The 13,720-nt window shown below is 54.4% G+C and carries 21 protein-coding genes; 8 read left to right on the top strand and 13 right to left on the bottom strand.

The window, feature by feature from the left end:
* Nucleotides 1-2: 2 nt before the first annotated feature.
* Genes E3E28_RS01140 through E3E28_RS01130 form a run of 3 tightly spaced genes read right to left on the bottom strand, consistent with a single transcriptional unit; the run spans nucleotide 3 to nucleotide 1,374 of the window.
* On the bottom strand, nucleotides 3-380 hold the full coding sequence (locus E3E28_RS01140) for a type II toxin-antitoxin system VapC family toxin (RefSeq protein ID WP_167913707.1): 378 nt from the start codon (nucleotides 378-380) through the stop codon (nucleotides 3-5).
* Nucleotides 361-564: an antitoxin family protein gene (locus E3E28_RS01135; RefSeq protein WP_167913706.1), complete on the bottom strand. Its 204-nt coding sequence runs from the start codon at nucleotides 562-564 to the stop codon at nucleotides 361-363. The genes E3E28_RS01140 and E3E28_RS01135 overlap by 20 nt, the downstream gene beginning before the upstream one ends.
* A gap of 42 nt (nucleotides 565-606) precedes the next feature.
* The gene (locus tag E3E28_RS01130) at nucleotides 607-1,374 is read right to left on the bottom strand and encodes a LamB/YcsF family protein (RefSeq protein ID WP_167913705.1); all 768 of its coding nucleotides are present in this window, start codon (nucleotides 1,372-1,374) and stop codon (nucleotides 607-609) included.
* 58 nt (nucleotides 1,375-1,432) lie between these two features.
* Here E3E28_RS01130 and E3E28_RS01125 point away from each other — a divergent pair, with 58 nt between their 5' ends.
* Entirely contained in the window at nucleotides 1,433-1,915 is a 483-nt protein-coding gene (locus E3E28_RS01125) for a type II toxin-antitoxin system VapC family toxin (RefSeq protein WP_167913704.1), read from the top strand.
* Here E3E28_RS01125 and E3E28_RS01120 read toward each other — a convergent pair.
* Nucleotides 1,900-2,433, bottom strand: a complete 534-nt coding sequence (locus E3E28_RS01120; protein ID WP_167913703.1) for an adenylate kinase family protein — start codon at nucleotides 2,431-2,433, stop codon at nucleotides 1,900-1,902. The two genes, E3E28_RS01125 and E3E28_RS01120, sit on opposite strands and share 16 nt — an antisense overlap.
* Nucleotides 2,434-2,490: 57 nt before the next feature.
* On the opposite strand from E3E28_RS01120, the gene E3E28_RS01115 reads away from it, so the two are divergent.
* Nucleotides 2,491-3,570, top strand: a complete 1,080-nt coding sequence (locus E3E28_RS01115; protein ID WP_167913702.1) for a DUF512 domain-containing protein — start codon at nucleotides 2,491-2,493, stop codon at nucleotides 3,568-3,570.
* Here E3E28_RS01115 and E3E28_RS01110 read toward each other — a convergent pair.
* From E3E28_RS01110 to E3E28_RS01080, 7 genes are all read right to left on the bottom strand, one after another.
* The gene (locus tag E3E28_RS01110) at nucleotides 3,567-4,541 is read right to left on the bottom strand and encodes an N-acetylmuramoyl-L-alanine amidase (protein ID WP_167913701.1); all 975 of its coding nucleotides are present in this window, start codon (nucleotides 4,539-4,541) and stop codon (nucleotides 3,567-3,569) included. The genes E3E28_RS01115 and E3E28_RS01110 overlap by 4 nt on opposite strands.
* Before the next feature lie 229 nt (nucleotides 4,542-4,770).
* The gene (locus E3E28_RS01105) at nucleotides 4,771-5,166 is read right to left on the bottom strand and encodes a hypothetical protein (protein WP_167913700.1); all 396 of its coding nucleotides are present in this window, start codon (nucleotides 5,164-5,166) and stop codon (nucleotides 4,771-4,773) included.
* Nucleotides 5,163-5,510 carry a hypothetical protein gene (locus E3E28_RS01100; RefSeq protein WP_167913699.1) on the bottom strand — a complete coding sequence of 116 codons (348 nt, stop codon included), beginning with the start codon at nucleotides 5,508-5,510 and terminating at the stop codon, nucleotides 5,163-5,165. Before E3E28_RS01100 ends, E3E28_RS01105 begins: the two co-directional genes overlap by 4 nt.
* Nucleotides 5,507-5,962, bottom strand: coding sequence for a PIN domain-containing protein (locus E3E28_RS01095; protein WP_167913698.1), 456 nt, complete (start codon nucleotides 5,960-5,962; stop codon nucleotides 5,507-5,509). Before E3E28_RS01095 ends, E3E28_RS01100 begins: the two co-directional genes overlap by 4 nt.
* Nucleotides 5,955-6,122, bottom strand: a complete 168-nt coding sequence (locus E3E28_RS01090) for a hypothetical protein (RefSeq protein WP_167913697.1) — start codon at nucleotides 6,120-6,122, stop codon at nucleotides 5,955-5,957. The genes E3E28_RS01095 and E3E28_RS01090 overlap by 8 nt, the downstream gene beginning before the upstream one ends.
* A 21-nt stretch (nucleotides 6,123-6,143) precedes the next feature.
* Complete coding sequence (locus E3E28_RS01085) at nucleotides 6,144-6,989, bottom strand: DNA-3-methyladenine glycosylase (RefSeq protein WP_167913696.1); 846 nt, start codon at nucleotides 6,987-6,989, stop codon at nucleotides 6,144-6,146.
* Entirely contained in the window at nucleotides 6,956-7,276 is a 321-nt protein-coding gene (locus E3E28_RS01080) for a hypothetical protein (protein WP_167913695.1), read from the bottom strand. Before E3E28_RS01080 ends, E3E28_RS01085 begins: the two co-directional genes overlap by 34 nt.
* Before the next feature lie 88 nt (nucleotides 7,277-7,364).
* On the opposite strand from E3E28_RS01080, the gene E3E28_RS01075 reads away from it, so the two are divergent.
* From E3E28_RS01075 to E3E28_RS01050, 6 genes are all read left to right on the top strand, one after another.
* Nucleotides 7,365-8,705, top strand: coding sequence for a nodulation protein NfeD (locus tag E3E28_RS01075; RefSeq protein WP_167913694.1), 1,341 nt, complete (start codon nucleotides 7,365-7,367; stop codon nucleotides 8,703-8,705).
* Nucleotides 8,705-9,514, top strand: a complete 810-nt coding sequence (locus tag E3E28_RS01070) for a slipin family protein (RefSeq protein WP_167913693.1) — start codon at nucleotides 8,705-8,707, stop codon at nucleotides 9,512-9,514. The genes E3E28_RS01075 and E3E28_RS01070 overlap by 1 nt, the downstream gene beginning before the upstream one ends.
* 132 nt (nucleotides 9,515-9,646) lie before the next feature.
* Nucleotides 9,647-10,426, top strand: a complete 780-nt coding sequence (minD, locus tag E3E28_RS01065; RefSeq protein WP_167913692.1) for a cell division ATPase MinD — start codon at nucleotides 9,647-9,649, stop codon at nucleotides 10,424-10,426.
* Nucleotides 10,426-10,674 carry a hypothetical protein gene (locus E3E28_RS01060; RefSeq protein ID WP_206203782.1) on the top strand — a complete coding sequence of 83 codons (249 nt, stop codon included), beginning with the start codon at nucleotides 10,426-10,428 and terminating at the stop codon, nucleotides 10,672-10,674. Before minD ends, E3E28_RS01060 begins: the two co-directional genes overlap by 1 nt.
* Before the next feature lie 87 nt (nucleotides 10,675-10,761).
* Nucleotides 10,762-11,010, top strand: a complete 249-nt coding sequence (locus E3E28_RS01055) for a hypothetical protein (RefSeq protein WP_167913690.1) — start codon at nucleotides 10,762-10,764, stop codon at nucleotides 11,008-11,010.
* A 117-nt stretch (nucleotides 11,011-11,127) separates the two neighbouring features.
* The gene (locus tag E3E28_RS01050) at nucleotides 11,128-12,639 is read left to right on the top strand and encodes an AMP phosphorylase (RefSeq protein ID WP_167913689.1); all 1,512 of its coding nucleotides are present in this window, start codon (nucleotides 11,128-11,130) and stop codon (nucleotides 12,637-12,639) included.
* 5 nt (nucleotides 12,640-12,644) lie between these two features.
* Here E3E28_RS01050 and E3E28_RS01045 read toward each other — a convergent pair whose 3' ends face one another.
* Both E3E28_RS01045 and moaC read right to left on the bottom strand, forming a co-directional pair.
* Nucleotides 12,645-13,157 carry a hypothetical protein gene (locus tag E3E28_RS01045; RefSeq protein ID WP_167915075.1) on the bottom strand — a complete coding sequence of 171 codons (513 nt, stop codon included), beginning with the start codon at nucleotides 13,155-13,157 and terminating at the stop codon, nucleotides 12,645-12,647.
* A gap of 48 nt (nucleotides 13,158-13,205) precedes the next feature.
* Nucleotides 13,206-13,670, bottom strand: a complete 465-nt coding sequence (moaC, locus tag E3E28_RS01040) for a cyclic pyranopterin monophosphate synthase MoaC (protein WP_167913688.1) — start codon at nucleotides 13,668-13,670, stop codon at nucleotides 13,206-13,208.
* Nucleotides 13,671-13,720: the final 50 nt, after the last annotated feature.

Genomic DNA, 13,720 nt, shown 5'->3' with positions numbered 1-13,720 from the left:
TCTCACCTATACGGCGGTTTGATTACTGGAAGCCCTTCAACCTTCCCGAAGTGTTTCAGGTTGCCGGTTACAACGGTTAGGCCGTGGATTATTGCAGTTGCCGAGATAATTGCGTCTCCAAGATGAAGGCCGTAGTCCCTCCGAATTTCTCCCGCGAGAACGGCTATTTCGTTATCAATGGGGATTACTTCAAAGTGCCTCAGGAGTTTAAGGACTTTTTCCCTCTTAACAGGGTCTTTTGTGTCCCTGCCGGAGAAAAGCTCGGCGACGGTTATTACGGAGACCGCAAGCCCTTCCCCTGCCAGTTCCGTTAGGTATTGCTTTGCCTCATTGACTCCCCTCAGTACGTCTATCAGGACATCAGTGTCCACCAGATACATCCCTGTCCCACTCCTCGCGAAGTTTTCTGACGTCAATGTCCTCTTCAAAGATTCCAAATGCATCCTCCAGGTCTTTCAGAAACTCATCAATTACTATTAGCTTCACTCTCCTTTTATCTGGAATGTTGGGCTTTTTGGTTGGCTTGAAAACACCGTTTTCGTAAACGGCATCTATAACTTCCATTTCTCTCCCCCGGTTTGTTATACTCGTTAAGGCATGATAAACCTAACGGACGACCTCTTTCATCGGCACTATCCTAACCCCTTCCCGCTCAAGGACCTCCCGGATGTGCTTTGCTATCTCAACGGCCTTCGGGTTGTCGCCGTGAACGCAGATTGTATCGGCCTTAAGCTCAATCCATTCGCCGTTGGTTGCTCTAACCCCGCCGTCCTTGACCATAGAGATAACGCGCTCCGCTATCTCCTCCTTGTCGTGAATAACCGCTCCGGGCTTCGAACGCGGAACGAGGGTCCCGTCGGGGTTGTAGGCCCTGTCAGCGAAGACCTCGTGGGCAACCTTGACGCCTATCTCCTCGGCTATTTCTGCTGGTTTCGAGCCTGAGAGCGTTACAAAAATTAGCTTTTTATCGAAGTCCGCTATCCCCTCTATAACTGCCCTCGCGAGCTCTTCCTCTTTAACGAGGGCGTTGTAAAGTGCCCCGTGCGGTTTGACGTGCTGGAGTTCGAGGCCTTCAGCCCTCGTGAACGCGTAGAGCGCCCCAATCTGGTAGAGGACGTAGTTCCTTGCCTCTTCCGGCGTGAGCTTCATGTACCTCCTTCCGAAGCCCATCAAATCAGGATAGCCAGGATGCGCGCCGACTGCGACTCCTTTCTCCTTCGCGAGCCTGACTGTCTTTCTCATTACCAGCGGGTCGCCGGCGTGCCAGCCGGTGGCGACGTTGGCGCTCGTGATGTAGTTCATGACCTCCTCGTCGAGACCCAACTTGTACCTCCCAAAGCTCTCCCCGAGGTCGGAGTTCAAATCGACCCTCATGCTCCCACCGGCCTCATTTCGACGGAAGTCTAAAAAAGGCTTTCCCGGAGCTTGAACCATGCAGGTGATAGACATCGCGATATTCATTCAGGGGATAGACGTCGAGGGCTTCACGACGCCGAAGGTCGTTGAAGAGGTCAAGGACCCGGAGTCGAGGCTCTTCTTAGAGGGCCTGATAAGCGCGGGAAAGGTTAAGGTTCTCGTTCCCTCAAAGGAGAGCGTTGAGGCCGTTAAGGAATCCGCGAGAAGAACCGGAGAACTGGAAGAGCTCAGCGAGGCAGATTTGGAAATTCTGGCATTGGCTTACGAACTCAAGGCAACGCTCCTCACCGACGATTACAATCTCCAGAACATAGCGAAAACCCTCGGAATTCCCTTCAAGACCCTCAAGCGAGGAATAAAGCGAGTGATGCGTTGGAACTACGTCTGTATCGGCTGTGGGAAGCGCTTTTCCGAGATGCCCCCTGAAGGTATCTGTCCCGATTGTGGCAGTCCCGTTAAGCTTGTACCGAAAAAGAGAAGGCGTCAGAGGCGCAGGTAGGGAATCACCTCGTCGTAGACCTCGCTCCAGTCAACTACACCGACCCTTCTCCTAACACCTTTCTCAATCAGCTCTAAAATTTCGTTTACAACTTCTTCCGGCGTCTTTCCGGTTGTGTCAACCTCTATGACGTTCTCGTTTTCCTCGAGCGCTTCCACGAGGATGACATCAACCAACTCGGCCTCGACGTTTTCTCCAACTTTCTCCCGCGGATAGCTCCTCTCGGTTAGCCTCTCGCCGATTAGCCTCGGGTGCGCCCTCAGCACAACCACGATGTCGGCGTTGAGGAAATGGCTCAGATGCCCGTCAACGACGACGTTCTTTCCCTTGAAGTCCCGCTCGAAGTTGTAGGCCAGCTCGTCAACCTCGACCTCAAGCTCATCGCCCTTCATCTCGCCGATGCCTTTCTCCATCGCGTAGTCCCTCAGGCTGACGTACTCGTAGCCGAGCTTTTGAGCCAAAAGCTTCGAAACCGTCGTCTTTCCGACCCCGGGCGTTCCGGTTACAGCTATTATCATGCCACCACCGTACCGGGTTCACCTTAAGCTTTTAAAAACCCAGCTCGAGTTTCGAGCATGTACGAGTTCACCGAGGACTTCAAGCTGAGGAGAATCACCAAGTACGAGCTGGACGGCGTCGATGAGCGGGACGATTTGGTAGTCATCCCCCCATCGAGCAAAGCCGGTCCGTGCGGGAGTTACTGCCTCTTCTGCTACCTCCGGCAGAATCCGCCCGAGATGATTTACCGCGTTTCCTTCCACGACACCCTGAACGACCCGGAGCTCGAGAGAAGGATTGCCTACGTGAGCGAGCACTATCCCGAGCTATGGATTCGAGTTACAGATACAGCTGGAAACGTCGGGCTCGACGAGAAGAGGGTTGAGAGCCTTCAAAAAGCCGGTCTCGACGAGATGCAGATTTCGGTTCACACGACCAAGAAGGAAAGGCGAATCGCCCTCATGAGAAGCCCGCTCGCCGGTAAACTTATAGACCTCCTTCCCCTTGTGGCCCAAACTTTCCGCGTTATAGCGGACATAATCCTCACTCCGGGCTACAACGTCGACGACATCGGGGAGATAATCCGGGATTTGGCCTCGATGGGCGTTGCCGAGGTTAGACTCTTTCCAGTCGGCGTGACGAAATACAACCGGGACGTTAGGCCCTTAACGAGGGACGAGCTAATCTTCGTCAAGGAGACGGCTCTCGATGCAGGGAGGGAGACCGGAATAAAGGTCGTGATTCCGCCGATTTTCAAGGCCCTTCTCGGCGAGTTCCGGCTCGATGTTGGTCCCTTTGAAATCGAGCCTGAGATGCCAACCTACATACTGACCGGGGAGCTGGCTTATCCAGAGCTGAGGCGAATCTTCCCGAGGATTCCCGTCGTGGCGGTTAAAAACGAGTTCTTCGGCGGGAACATAGGGACAGCGGGCCTGCTCACGGGCAGGGACGTGCTCAGAACCGTTGAAAAGCTTCCAGAGGTTGACCTCGGCCTGCTTCTTCTGCCGGAGCTGATGTTCTACGGCGACAGAACCCTTGACGGCCTCACGCGGGAGGAACTCGTTTCGAGAATCCTCGTGGAGAAGGGCTACATCGTCGAGAGCGCCCTCGAGCCGGTCGAGATACCAAAAATATTGGAGAGAGCAGGGGCGGTTTAGCTGTAGACGTCCACCACGATTCTATACGGGTCGCTCAGGGTGAAGGCGCTGTATTTGGCGTACGGTGTGTTGAGTTCGAGGACCACGTAAACGGTTCCGTTGTACTCGGTGGCGTAGATGTAGGGGACGGTTGATGAGCCGGTCGAGGTGTACTGCCAGTCGCCGTCGGTGCTCCAGCCGAGGTCGGCCAGCTTGGCGTTTGGAACCTCAACAACTACGTAGTAGCCGTAGTAGTAATAGAACGTCTCGTAGCTCGTGTTCTGGCTCACGTCAAGGACGACGCGGAAGTAACCGTCGTGCTGGGCGAACCTGATGCCTGTAACCGTCGGAACCGGGTCGTGGACCGGAACGCCGAAGTAGCGCTGAACGCCGTGAAGAATCGCGTAGGCGTACTTCCACTGGTAGTTCTCGTCGGTGATGATGCTCACGTCGTAGGTGTTGGTGACGAAGCCGGTTTCGATGAGTATCGCCGGCATGGTGGTGTACTTGATGACGTAGAAGCCGGCCTCCTTGACGCCCCTGTTCTTGAGCGGGATTTCCTTGGCTATTTCCTCGTCAACGTACGTTGCGAGCAGGTTACCCTTGGTCGAGCCGTAGTAGTGGTAGACCTCGAATCCGCTCGCAGAGGTGTCGCTCGCGGCGTTGGCGTGTATGCTGATGAAGATGTCACAGCCGGCGGAGTTGGCTATGCTCACCCTGTCGGAGAGGGAAACGTAGTAGTCGCCGTCCCTTGTTAGAACGACCTTCGCACCGTCCTCCTCAAGGAGCTTGGCAACCTTGAGGGCTATCGCGAGGTTGATGTCCTTTTCCTCGACGCCGTTCGCAACCGCTCCCGGGTCGGTTCCGCCGTGGCCAGCATCGACGCAGATGGTGTACCCGCTAAGGTCCGTCTGGGTGGCCCCAACCGGGTGGAAGGCCGGAACCATGGCCAGAAGGAAAACCACGATAACCAGTGCACTTAACCTCTTCATGCTGTACACCCCCGTGCAGTAGGGCAAGAAACGGTTCAATGGTTTATAAATTTTGCTTTGTCCAGAAAATTGGAATTTATCCAACGCCCCGGACCGGCTCGGCGCTCATAGGGTATATCATCGCCTTCGCTCATCCCGTCTTGGATTCCTCACGGCCGGCCCGGGACGGCGTCAGGGCCAGTCCTCGTCATCACAGCGTTCGGTGCAATTCGCTGTCATCATCCGCGCTTCAACCTTGAAGGTAGTAGGATATAAGCTTTCTCAGCTCAAGGTTCCTGTTCGGGGGGAGCCTCAAGAAGCGCCTTAACTGGTTGTTCTCCGCTATCAGGCCCGATAGCTCGATTGCAAGAATTTTGTTGTCCTCGCTAAGGCCGTAGGCCTTGTAGCGAAGCGGGGCGTACTCCTTTTCGAGCCTCCAGACCTTCTTTTCAAGCTCCTCAGATTTCTTTTCGAGTTGCTCAAGCTCTCCCTTTGACTTCTTGAACTCCCCGGTGAGTGCGATTTCAATAATCCTCTCAGGGGGAACGCCGTAGCGCTCCGCGAGCTTCTCAATCTCGGCCGAGAGCTCGCCGAGCTCGACCTCAACCTTCCCGAAGCCCCTATCGGGTTTGATTGTGAGCTTCATCTTCGTTCACGCTCCGTGAACGAATTGTTCACGTCTTGTGAACTTCTCCTCTCTTCGAGCCTTTTCCTCAGCTCTTCGTTCTCCTTTCTCAGCTTATCGCGCTCGGTCATCATGAGTTCCTTGTCATTCAAGGCCTTCTCGTAGAACGCCCTCAGCTCGTCGAGCTGGTTCTCCATTTCCCGGAGCTTCTCCTCGAGCTTCCCAATTTTCTCCCGAAGGAACTCCTCCCTCTCGGCTCTGAGGGTTTCCTCAACTTTAGGGAGGTTCTCCTTGATTAGGGCTTTAACGTCCCTTCCCTTCAGGGATTTGAACTTCTCGCGGGGCAGAACAACCGTTACTTTCATGGTTCATCACGCATGGAAATCCATTCAATAAATTCCTCCGGACTAAGTGTTGTTATCTGCTCCCGTACCTTCTTTCTGAATGACTCATCCCTTGTTACCAGAACATCACACCTCGATGCCAGTGCAGAAGCCAGCGCAACGGAGTCATAGGGGTCGGTTCCAAGCTTTAGTTGGAAGGAGAAAGCGTCAATTAAAACGAGTTCGTTGGGAATGTAAACCTCTATACCAACGTCTTCAATCTCCCTGACTCTCTCGGGGTTCAGTCCGTTCCTTTTGAAGACGTGGGCGCTTTCCATAAGTGTGAATATTGAGACCACACCTTCAATTTTGCCTTCTTCAATGAGCTCTAAAATCCGAAGTGGGGCCTCCCACAGCTTGGCTCCTGTTTTTGGGTCCTCTTCCTTAAACCATACGTTCAGAAGGACATTTGTGTCGAGATATGCTCTAATCATACTCCTCCTCCCTTATCTTCCTAATCAGTTCCACACTGGTCATGCCCTCGGGCAGTTTTCCTTCGAGTATGCCCAGCATTCTCTCGGCGGAGCCCTTCTTTACCCTCCTTTTGCTTCGCATCTCCATTAGAACGGAGAGGGTCTTCATATCAACTAGCATTGTCCCACCGCCTAATGTTCTTCAACTCCGTATTTTAACCTTCCTCTCCATCTCGGTCTTCCTGTCGTAGCAGAGGATGTAGAAGGCCAAAAGCCCCTTCCACCTTCCGTAGGGCTCGATGAGCTCCCTAACGTCCCTCTCCTTAACCTCCTTCGGCCTTTTGCCGAAAATCTTCGCTATTCCCCTCCTCAGGCCGAGGTCTCCCGCCGGATAGACGTTCTTCCTAAGTCCGTAAGCAAGGAACAGCTCCGCGCTCCACTTCCCTATCCCGCGGAACCTCGTGAGGTATTTGATAGCATCATCGACTTCCCGGTCCCAGAGTTCGAGGTTCAGCTCACCCTTTAAATAGAGCTCCGTGAGGGACTTTATGTAGCCCGCCCTATAACCGAGTCTGGCCTTCTTCAGCTCCTCCTCGCTCAGCCCTGCAATCCGCTCGGCAGTCGGAAAAGCGTAGAGTTCGCCAACTGACTCTCCTGCGAGTTCCACGAGGTTCCTAATCGTCCGCTGGGCGAACTCGTAGTTAACCTGTTGTTGAGCTATCACCTCGACGAGGGCCTGGTAGGGGCCCGGCGATGCGGGAATCGTTAGACCGTAGAACTCCTCGATGAGGAACGCGAAGGGCGAATCGCCTATCTCTGCGTAGAAGGAATCCAAATCCGTGTCGAGGCCGAGAATGAAGGTTAGCTTTTCCCTCGCCTCTCTTCTCTCCCCTCTCCCCCAGTTCTCGGGGAAGAGGAAGTCCCCGTCGTAGGCGACCACTCCAGTTTTCCCGTTGCTCAGCCTCAGGGCCTGGTAGAACGTGCCGTCCCTGAAGGCCCAGGTGCCGTTGCGTATCATTTCCTTTGCGGTTTTTTCAACGCTAACCATCGGTCGAGCTTTACGGGATTGCGCCTTATATCCCTTAGGGTCAGGACCCATAGCCTCTTTCCGTCGGAGGAGCGCCTTATCTCGATTTCCCCGTTCTCCTCAAGGAAGAGCATTACCTCCTTGACGTGGTCAGGCCTCAGTCCGAGCTCTCGAACGGTTTCCCAGAAGGGCTCTCTGTGTGAGTACCTTGCGAGTTCCATCACAAGCTTTCTCGCAAGTTGCCGTTTCAGTTCACCTTCCGTAAGGCGGTCCGCAAGGCGGTACTTCCGGTATGTTCCGGTCAGCATGTTCCCCATTGGGGTCCGGCATATAAATGGCTTTCCTAACTCTTGCCTGCAGGCAAAAGTTTTAAACGTTTAAGTGGTATTCCCTCTGATGAGAGCCATGAAGCGTGCCCTGCTCGTAATACTGTTCGTTTCAATACTGCTCCTCCCTGGGGTTTCCGCTGATAAGAAAGTGGTCTACGTGGGCAAGATAGACGGCACGATAACACAGTACACCGCCGACCAGTTCGCGAGCTACATAAAGACCGCCGAGGAAAACAACGCCGAGGCTCTGATTATAGAGCTCAACACGCCCGGTGGTCAGGGCGACGCGATGATGCGCATCGTTTCTCTCATCCAGAACTCGACGGTTCCCGTGATAATCTACGTTTACCCAAGGGGCGCAATAGCGGCTTCCGCCGGAACTTACATCGCGATGAGCGCCCATCTAATAGCAATGGCCCCCGGAACGAGCATAGGGGCGTGCGAGCCAATACTCGGCTACGCCGCCAACGGGAGTATAATACGCGCTCCAGCAAAGATTAGGAACTTCTACACCGCCTACATGCGCTCTCTCGCAGAGGAAAGCGGTAGAAACGTAACAGCCGCCGAGAAGTTCGTGCTGGAAGACCTGAGCCTGACACCCGAAGAGGCTCTGAACGCCCACGTGATTGAGGTGGTAGCGGACGACGTTCCCGACCTCCTTAAGAAGGCCAATGGAATGAGAACGAAGGTTCCCGTGGCCGGAAAGGGCTACGTCACCTTAAATTTCACGAACGTTGAAGTTAAGGAATTGAATCCATCAATCAGCTATCGCATAGTCACGTTCCTTGCTAACCCCGCTGTGTCCTACCTTCTCTTCGTGGTAGGGATGCTCGGCCTTGTCTTCGGCTTTCTAACGCCCGGCTGGCACGTTCCGGAAACCCTCGGGGCGATACTGCTCGTTCTCGGTGTCATTGGAATGGGATACTTTGGCTACAACGAGGCCGGCCTTGTGCTAATAATCCTCGGCATGATTTTCTTCATTGCGGAGGCGCTGACACCAACGTTTGGACTATTCACCGTCGCGGGGCTCATTAGCTTCATCCTCGGCGGTCTGATACTCTTCGGCAAAGGTGGTGGAGGTGTTTACCTCGTGAGCGCTTCAACCTTCGAGACCCTCAGGGTGGCGATAATCGTTACTGGAGTCCTGCTTGCCCTGTTCTTCCTCTTCGGAATGGCCGCTGTTGTCAAGGCCCACCGTAGAAAACCCGAGACGGGCAGGGAAGAACTCGTTGGGGAGGTCGGCAAGGTTGTTGAGGACCTTAACCCCGAGGGCATAATTAAAGTCCGCGGAGAGCTATGGAAGGCAGTCTCCAAGGACGGCTCGATGATTAGGGTCGGGGAGAGGGTTAAGGTTCTTGAGGTCAGGGGGCTGACTCTTATAGTTGAAAAAGTTAGGGGTGATAGCTGATGGCGATTGGGACCATCGTTTTGGGAATCGTTTTGCTTTTTGTTTTGATTATACTGGCAAGCGCCATAAAAATCGTCAAGGAGTACGAGAGGGCTGTTATATTCCGTCTCGGTAGGGTCGTCGGTGCCAGGGGTCCGGGACTGTTCTTCATAATCCCGATTTTCGAAAAGGCAGTCATAGTTGACCTCCGTACGAGGGTTCTCGACGTTCCGGTTCAGGAGACCATAACCAAGGACAACGTTCCGGTCAGGGTCAACGCGGTCGTCTACTTCCGCGTCGTCGACCCTGTTAAGGCCGTCACTCAGGTCAGCAACTACATAATGGCCACCAGCCAGATTGCCCAGACGACGTTGAGGAGTGTCATTGGACAGGCGCACCTCGACGAGCTGTTGAGTGAGAGGGAGAAGCTCAACCTCCAGCTCCAGAAGATTATCGACGAGGCAACGGACCCGTGGGGTATCAAGGTAACCACCGTTGAGATAAAGGACGTTGAGCTCCCCAGCGGAATGCAGAGGGCAATGGCCAAGCAGGCAGAGGCCGAAAGGGAGAGGAGGGCAAGGATTCTCCTTGCCGAGGCCGAGAGGCAGGCTGCCGAGAAGCTCCGTGAAGCCGCGCAGATAATCAGCGAGCACCCGATGGCCCTTCAGCTCAGGACGCTTCAGACGATAAGCGACGTTGCCAGCGATAAGAGCAACGTCATAGTTCTACCGCTCCCGATGGAGATGCTGAAGCTGTTCCAGGCAGTTGGTGATGCTGCGAAAGCATACACCGCCAAGACAAAGGAAGAAAAGGACGAGAACGCCGAATGAACATTTCTGGCGATTACTTCTTTTTATTTCCACCGCAAAAGCTAAAAGCACTTCTCCATAAGCGATATTCGCAGTGCACCATAGGCCTTAAATTAGTACATGCCTATCATGATTTTACCGGAGGTGTCGGCTTTGGAAGGGCGTTCAATAGTTTTTGCATCCGGAAAGGGTGGAACCGGTAAAACTACAACCGTGGCAAACCTGGGTGTTGCTTTAGCCCAGTTCGGCAAGGAAGTGATTCTCCTCGACGCTGACCTGACCATGGCAAACCTTAGCCTCGTCCTTGGAATGGAGGACATACCAATCACGCTCCACGACGTTCTCGCGAGGGAGGCTGACCTCAAGGACGCAATCTACGAGGGACCGGCTGGAGTCAAGGTCATACCAGGTGGACTTAGCCTTGAAAAGGTCAAGAAGGCCAAGCCCGAGAGGCTCAGGGAGCTCATGAGGGAAATCGGTCAGATGGCGGACTTCGTCCTCATCGACGCGCCAGCGGGACTTGAGATGACCTCCGTAACAGCTCTCCTCATCGGTAAGGAGCTCATCATCGTCACCAACCCGGAAATTTCTGCCATAACTGACTCGCTCAAGACCAAGCTCATCGCCGAGAAGCTTGGAACCCTCCCGCTCGGCGTTGTTCTCAATAGGGTCACCAACGAGAAGACCGAACTCACCAAGGAAGAAATAGAGGCTATCCTCGAGGTCCCGGTCCTGGCCATGATTCCGGAAGACCCCGAGGTCAAGAGGGCCAGCGCCTACGGTGTCCCGCTCGTCATCAAGAACCCCACGAGCCCCGCTGCCATAGCCATCAAACAGCTCGCGGCCAAGCTTGCCGGAATCAAGTGGCAGCCGCCCGAGCCCGAGAGCCCGATTAAGAGGGTCTTCAAAGCCATATTCGGAGGGAAGAAGTGATGGCGGAGGTCATCCTCTACGGGCTGGTCATAATACTCTTCATCCTCGTCATAATACTGGCAATCCTCTACCTCTCAGCGAAGAACAACCCGTACTACGTTGTCTACGACGAGGAGACCAAGACTGCCCTCAAGAGGCGTGTCATGAGCCTCAAAGAGGAACTTGAAGGCGAGCTGGAGCAGTTCGACGTCGACGACTGGGAGAGGACCCTTGAGGAATCAATAGACGAGGAAGTCAGAAACCTCTGACCTTCTTTTACCCTCTGTTATTAAACTTTTCTGGGCCGTTAAATTTTAAAACCTCTGTTGTGCTTCCTATTCTGGGGGTGGGGGGCGATGAGAACCAAGCTGGGGTATAACGACAAACTTGTGGAGATAAACGAAGGTGAGGTTTTTGTCTTCAACGGAAAGCTTTACACCGCCCCCCTGGAGGAGGTCGTCAAGTACTACTTGTCCGGCTCAGGTGTGCTTCCTCCCGCAATCAGGGACGTGACGGGGGACGTTATCAAACTGCTACTGAGAACCGGTGAGCTCGAAACTATAATACAATCCAAGGTTCAGTACGGTGAGAGCCTCTCCGATTGAAGACTTCTACAAGTCTCTGACTATTGAGATTTTTCATGTCTTTCCTTTTGGCGCACGCTTCTCGAAAACATTTAAGTACGCTTTGACAGAGAAGATAAATTCACAGGGGGTGAAAGAATGAGGGCAAAGGTCAGGATTCTCGACTTCTACAGCGGTCGGTATTCGGTTCTCATAAACGAAGAGGACGCCAAGGAGGCCAAACTCCACCCGGATGACCTTGTGAAGCTCGAAGCCGGGAAGAAGACGGTCTACGGAAGCGTTGTCATAAGCAACCTCGTGGAGAGGGGGGAGGTTGGAGTTAGCAGGGACGTCCTTGAACTCCACAGCTTCTCCGAAGGGGAGACCGTTGCGGTTATTCCTGCTGGAACCCCTGAGAGTGTCCGCTACATAAAGAAGAAGATGAACGGAGAGAAGCTCAGAAAGGTCGAGATTGAAGCAATAATCAGGGACATCGTCGACAGGAAGCTCAGGGACATCGAAATAAGTGCCTTTGTCACCTCACTCGAGATAAACGGCCTCGATATGGACGAGATTGCGGCCCTAACCATAGCAATGGCCGAAACCGGTGACATGCTCGACATCGACAGGAAGCCGATAATGGACGTCCACAGCATCGGTGGCGTTCCGGGCAACAAGACCAACATACTCGTCGTGCCCATCGTTGCCGCTGCTGGGTTAACAATCCCGAAGACCAGCTCAAGGGCCATAACCAGCGCCGCTGGAACTGCAGACGTCGTCGAGGTCTTCGCAAACGTCAGCTTCTCCCTCGACGAAATCAAGAGGATAGTCGAGAAGGTCGGCGCGTGCCTCGTCTGGGGAGGAGCCTTGAACCTCGCTCCCGCAGATGACATCACAATCAAGGCCGAGCGCGCCCTCAGCATCGACCCGACTGGGCTCATGCTCGCGAGCATAATGTCCAAGAAGTACGCCATGGGAAGCCAGTACGTCCTCATAGACATTCCAACAGGAAAGGGCGTCAAGGTTGAGACCGTCGAGCAGGCGAGGGCCCTCGCGAGGGACTTCATAGAGCTCGGCAAGAGGCTCGGCCAGTACGTTGAGGTGGCCATAACCTACGGTGGCCAGCCTATAGGACACACCGTCGGCCCGGCGCTCGAGGCGAGGGAAGCCCTTATGACGCTCATGACCGGAAAGGGGCCGGGAAGCCTGATAGAGAAGGCCACCGGGCTGGCCGGAATCCTGCTCGAGATGGGCGGAGTTGCGCCCCAGGGAATGGGCAAGAAGATGGCCAGGGAAATTCTCGAGAGTGGAAAGGCTTGGGAGAAGATGAAGGAAATCATCGAGGCCCAGGGAGGAGACCCCAACATCAAGCCCGAAGAGATTCCGATAGGCGACAAGACCTACACCTTCACGGCCCCAACGAGCGGTTACGTCACCGCGATAGACAACAGGGCGATAACTGCCATCGCGAGGGCCGCCGGAGCTCCCGAGGACAAGGGTGCCGGACTGGAGCTCTACGTCAAGGTCGGCGAGAAGGTCAAAGAAGGCGACCCGCTCTTCACGATTCACGCCGAGCACGAGGCGAGGCTCGACCAGGCGATAGTTCTCGCGAGGAGGGCCGAGCCGATAAGAATAGAGGGAATGGTCCTCCAGCGAATCGGAAATATCTGAGCCTTTCATTCTTTCAGCTTTTCCAGCTCTTTTCTGAACTCCTCCCTGCTCATGCAGGGCTGGTTCCTCTTCAGCCTGACCGCGGCAATCTTGTAGTTGCCCTTTCCGACGAACCTGCAGACTTTGTCCGGCTCGTCCACGAGTCTCGCGACAGCGTAAGTTACCCCGTCGCGCTCAACGTAGTCTATCACCGTATCCTGAAAGCCGGTGAAGATTACGACGCACTTCCTGTTCGGGTTGAAGGGCTTCAAATCCTCGTCTATGGGTGGCAGTCTCTTTACCACGCACTCGCTCGGAAAATCGTGGGCCTTGAGTTTCTTTATCAGTTCGGGCATCTCGCCGGTTTCCTCGAAGCGCTCGAGTTCCTCCCTCGAAACCTCGACGGGCTTCGGCGAGTAGCAGAGGAACTCCTCGTCGTGGAACATCATGTAGGTTCCGTCCTTCAGGAACATGAAGGCTATCCTTTCCCTCGGAAGGTCGAAGACGTAACCGGACTTGCTCTTCTTGACCTCGTACATCTCCCTCACCGAGCGCACGTGGTAGGTGTCAGTTATAACCCTTACTGGTCATTTCTGTTTAATCTTCTCCACGACCCTAACGTTTTCGATTCTGGTCACCGGATACTGGCCGTTCTCGTCCTTCTCGACGGCCTTCACCATGTCCCATATCGTGAGCAGTGCGACCGTTACGCCGGTTAAGGCCTCCATCTCGACGCCGGTCTTGTAGTACGCCCTAACCTCGCAGGTGGCCTCGATGTAGTCCTCGCCGAACTCGAAGGAGATGTCAACGCCGGTCAGCGGTATCGGGTGGCAGAGGGGGATTAACTCGGGCGTCTTCTTTACCGCCAGAATGCCGGCAATCTGGGCCGTCGCTATCACGTTGCCCTTCTTTGTCTTGCCTGCCTTGATAAGCTCTATCGTTTCCGGTTTGAGCTTAATCCTGCCCTTTGCAACAGCCTTTCGAAAAACCACATCTTTGTGCCCGACCTCGACCATCTTCACGCCCTTTTCATCAACGTGGGTCAGCTCCATGGGACCACCTCAGGAGAATAGTTTTTTGGGCTTATAAGGGTAAGTTGAAA

The organism is Thermococcus sp. 21S9 (assembly GCF_012027635.1).
In the GTDB taxonomy this organism is placed as follows: domain Archaea; phylum Methanobacteriota_B; class Thermococci; order Thermococcales; family Thermococcaceae; genus Thermococcus.
Note: the sequence above shows the minus strand (reverse complement) of the source record. Positions and strands in the feature narration are given on the sequence as shown.

Coding starts and splice junctions, on each gene's coding strand:
- E3E28_RS01140 (WP_167913707.1), bottom strand. CDS start 380: ATGTATCTGGTGGACACTGATGTCCTGATAGACGTACTGAGGGGAGTC.
- E3E28_RS01070 (WP_167913693.1), top strand. CDS start 8,705: ATGGCGATTGGGACCATCGTTTTGGGAATCGTTTTGCTTTTTGTTTTG.
- E3E28_RS01105 (WP_167913700.1), bottom strand. CDS start 5,166: ATGAAGCTCACAATCAAACCCGATAGGGGCTTCGGGAAGGTTGAGGTC.
- E3E28_RS01045 (WP_167915075.1), bottom strand. CDS start 13,157: ATGTACGAGGTCAAGAAGAGCAAGTCCGGTTACGTCTTCGACCTTCCG.
- E3E28_RS01075 (WP_167913694.1), top strand. CDS start 7,365: ATGAGAGCCATGAAGCGTGCCCTGCTCGTAATACTGTTCGTTTCAATA.
- E3E28_RS01110 (WP_167913701.1), bottom strand. CDS start 4,541: ATGAAGAGGTTAAGTGCACTGGTTATCGTGGTTTTCCTTCTGGCCATG.
- E3E28_RS01085 (WP_167913696.1), bottom strand. CDS start 6,989: ATGGTTAGCGTTGAAAAAACCGCAAAGGAAATGATACGCAACGGCACC.
- E3E28_RS01050 (WP_167913689.1), top strand. CDS start 11,128: ATGAGGGCAAAGGTCAGGATTCTCGACTTCTACAGCGGTCGGTATTCG.
- E3E28_RS01080 (WP_167913695.1), bottom strand. CDS start 7,276: ATGCTGACCGGAACATACCGGAAGTACCGCCTTGCGGACCGCCTTACG.
- E3E28_RS01130 (WP_167913705.1), bottom strand. CDS start 1,374: ATGAGGGTCGATTTGAACTCCGACCTCGGGGAGAGCTTTGGGAGGTAC.
- E3E28_RS01115 (WP_167913702.1), top strand. CDS start 2,491: ATGTACGAGTTCACCGAGGACTTCAAGCTGAGGAGAATCACCAAGTAC.
- E3E28_RS01060 (WP_206203782.1), top strand. CDS start 10,426: ATGGCGGAGGTCATCCTCTACGGGCTGGTCATAATACTCTTCATCCTC.
- E3E28_RS01090 (WP_167913697.1), bottom strand. CDS start 6,122: ATGCTAGTTGATATGAAGACCCTCTCCGTTCTAATGGAGATGCGAAGC.
- moaC (WP_167913688.1), bottom strand. CDS start 13,670: ATGGAGCTGACCCACGTTGATGAAAAGGGCGTGAAGATGGTCGAGGTC.
- E3E28_RS01055 (WP_167913690.1), top strand. CDS start 10,762: ATGAGAACCAAGCTGGGGTATAACGACAAACTTGTGGAGATAAACGAA.
- E3E28_RS01120 (WP_167913703.1), bottom strand. CDS start 2,433: ATGATAATAGCTGTAACCGGAACGCCCGGGGTCGGAAAGACGACGGTT.
- E3E28_RS01100 (WP_167913699.1), bottom strand. CDS start 5,510: ATGAAAGTAACGGTTGTTCTGCCCCGCGAGAAGTTCAAATCCCTGAAG.
- E3E28_RS01095 (WP_167913698.1), bottom strand. CDS start 5,962: ATGATTAGAGCATATCTCGACACAAATGTCCTTCTGAACGTATGGTTT.
- E3E28_RS01125 (WP_167913704.1), top strand. CDS start 1,433: ATGCAGGTGATAGACATCGCGATATTCATTCAGGGGATAGACGTCGAG.
- E3E28_RS01135 (WP_167913706.1), bottom strand. CDS start 564: ATGGAAGTTATAGATGCCGTTTACGAAAACGGTGTTTTCAAGCCAACC.